Below are 2,857 nucleotides of genomic sequence, written 5' to 3' on the forward strand. Positions count from 1 at the left end.
GACAGATAGGCCGACATGGCGCCGACCGGCGGCGCGATCGACATGTCGTTGTCATTGAGGATCACGATCAGGCGGGAGTTCATCGCGCCCGCATTGTTCATGGCCTCATAGGCCATGCCGGCGGACATCGCGCCGTCGCCGATCACGGCGATCACGTTGTTCTTGCCGCCGGAGAGGTCGCGGGCGACGGCCATGCCGAGGCCGGCCGAGATCGAGGTCGAGGAGTGCGCAGCGCCGAACGGATCGTAATCGCTCTCCGAGCGCTTGGTGAAGCCAGAGAGGCCACCACCGGTGCGCAAGGTGCGGATGCGATCGCGGCGGCCGGTCAGGATCTTGTGCGGGTAGGCCTGGTGGCCGACGTCCCAGATCAGGCGATCGCGGGGGGTGTCGAACACGTAGTGGATGGCAGTGGTGAGTTCCACGACACCGAGACCGGCGCCGAAATGACCGCCGGTCACCGAGACGGCATCGATGGTCTCCTGGCGCAGCTCGTCGGCGACCTGCCGGACCTGCTCCACCTTGAGCCGGCGCAGATCGTCCGGTGTCTTGATGGTGTCGAGAAGCGGCGTTTTACTATAATCGGTCACGGCGATATTCCAATTTTGCAGGTCGGGTTCAAGGGCCGACGTCAGAGAGGTTCATCGTAACGGGCGGCGAGATCTCAACCATCTAAGGTGTCATCCGCGCGGACCAAAGGCAAAGAAGACAGCCTAACTGCGGCCGAAGTCTGTCTGTGTGACGTAAATCACTCTTGGCGGTGTCCATCCGGGCCTTTCGCCAAGTCGTTTCACCAACTCATTCCGACAAGTCTTTCGCAGCGATCGCGTACCAAGTCATTTCGTCAGCTTCTGCAGACACTTAACTCGGCCGCGTTCCCGGGAGCACGCGCCTCCAAAAGCCCGCAGTTCCTGGAAGCCTTACACCAAAGTGCGCCTTAAAGCCAACCCAGCGGAATATGGCAAGCCCGCCAACGCTATGGCTGGCCAGAACGTTAACCGCGGCGGCGCGCCGCGGGTTCCTTGGCGCTGCCCGGATTGACGGCAACAGATCCCCCTAAGGGGCCCGATCCCGCGAGCTCGGACCACGCCTGCTCACGCTCTGCGCCATCAGACGCCGTGGCGATTGCTAGCGCGCCAGCGGGGTGAGCCATGCGTTCGCGGAGGGCCACCGGGCCACAGACGATCATGAAGAAGTCGTAGGCGTGCGGCCGCTCGTTGGCCATCACGAACTGGAAATGCACCCGGAAGAACTGCCAGCGGAACAGATTGTAGTGCTCCGGTCTGATGATTTCGCGGAAGCGCACCGGCACGATGGTCGGATTGCGCCTGGCGCTGCCCGGGTCGATGCCATGGGAGGCGATCGGGTCGAGGGGGAAGAAGTTCATCACGTCCTTGCGCGCCTGGCAGTCGATCCAGTCGATCTGTGGCTCGACAGCAAGCCGGGCGAGGTGGTCGCGGAAGTCGCTCGCCGCCTTATGGAAGCCGACGATCGGGAAATTGCTACCGACGGTGAGCAGCATGATGCGCGGACCGTGGCGGCCAAGCGCCGGATCGAGCTGCAGCGCCCGCGCCAGCATCTCCGCAGCCAGGAACGATCCCGAGCTGTGACCGACCAGGACGATCTCGTCGGCCTCGCTCGTGCGCGCCACCTCGGTGAGGTACTGCGCGAAACGATCGATGCGCTGATCCCAGTCTGGTCGTCGCCGGTGCGAGAACTGAATTGTCCAGATCGTGTCGCGGAGCAGATAGAGCACGTAGGTCTGGTTTTCAAAATAGCGCAGCGCACCCCACAGCAGCGCAATGAAGATCCCGGATCCCGCGAGCCAGGGCAGGGGCCATGGCACGCCCAGCGCATCGAGCCCCTTGCCGAACACGAAGCCGGTGCCGGCCGCAACCAGCGCCTCCAGCAACAGGATGATATGCGGCCAGGTCATGAAGATCGCGAACCGCCAACTGGCGCGCCAGAACCGGCCGATGGTGCCGCAGAAAATCATCTGCCAGTAGAGCCACACGGCATGTGGCACGGTGCGCCAGATCGGCGCGGCAAGATCGTTCTGGATGAAATCCTCGAAGCGGAGGAAGTCGTAGTCGGTGCGAGTCCGCCAGCCTTGTCCATTGTCTTGCGTGCCGGTCTCGATCGACCAGGAGGTGATCTCGTCGTCGGATCGGCTGTGCGGCCGGCTGATGGTGGCGGAAAGCTGGTAGAGGCGAGCGAACTTGCGCAGTTCGGTGCGGAACATGCGGTAGTATTGCGCGAGCCCCCGCGGGTCGTAGCCCTGCACGTAAATGATATGGCGGTTCGACACGCGCACGCGCTGTGAAATCCCAAAGCGTTTCCATGAGACCGAAACGGGCAAAGATCATGCTGCTTCATCGCCCGGCGTTCGTGGAAACGGGCAATGAGACAGCCGCTGGCCCCCGGGCTCCCCAACGCGACTATAGCAGGAGAGGGCGCAGACCGAGACGGATTTGCAAACAATTCCAGCAGCTGTGCACAGCGCCGGCCGCGGTGCGGCAGATCGGCACATGCTGGATCAAGCCCGGTCCGGCGGAGCGAGGAAGCCGCGATATCGGCAGCTGCCAAACCGTCGGCTGCCGGCCTTCAGCTCGTTTTGGGGCTCACTGCACGTCGAGCGGCTCGACGCCGGCGGCTTGGCCGCTGGCGTCGGTGGTGATCTTCTCGACCCGCGCTTCGGCTTGGCGCAGCAGTTCCTCGCAGCGGCGCTTCAAGGCCTCGCCGCGCTCGTAGATCGTCACCGACTCCTCGAGCGGCACCTTGCCGTCCTCGAGCCGCTTCACGATCGTTTCGAGCTCCTCGATTGCGCGCTCGAACGACAGCTTCTTGACGTCGGTGATTG

3 protein-coding genes are annotated in these 2,857 nt (G+C 63.6%); all 3 read right to left on the reverse strand.

Annotated features, from left to right (window positions below):
• Positions 1-587, reverse strand: a 587-nt coding sequence (locus tag WA702_RS26065) for a 1-deoxy-D-xylulose-5-phosphate synthase N-terminal domain-containing protein (protein WP_425113422.1), incomplete at its 3' end; no start/stop codon positions are given.
• A 404-nt stretch (positions 588-991) separates the two neighbouring features.
• Positions 992-2,311: a hypothetical protein gene (locus WA702_RS26070; RefSeq protein ID WP_425113423.1), complete on the reverse strand. Its 1,320-nt coding sequence runs from the start codon at positions 2,309-2,311 to the stop codon at positions 992-994.
• A gap of 307 nt (positions 2,312-2,618) precedes the next feature.
• On the reverse strand, positions 2,619-2,855 hold the full coding sequence (locus tag WA702_RS26075) for an exodeoxyribonuclease VII small subunit (protein ID WP_425113424.1): 237 nt from the start codon (positions 2,853-2,855) through the stop codon (positions 2,619-2,621).
• Positions 2,856-2,857 lie beyond the last annotated feature (2 nt).

This window comes from Bradyrhizobium sp., assembly GCF_049798375.1.
Lineage (GTDB): Bacteria > Pseudomonadota > Alphaproteobacteria > Rhizobiales > Xanthobacteraceae > Bradyrhizobium.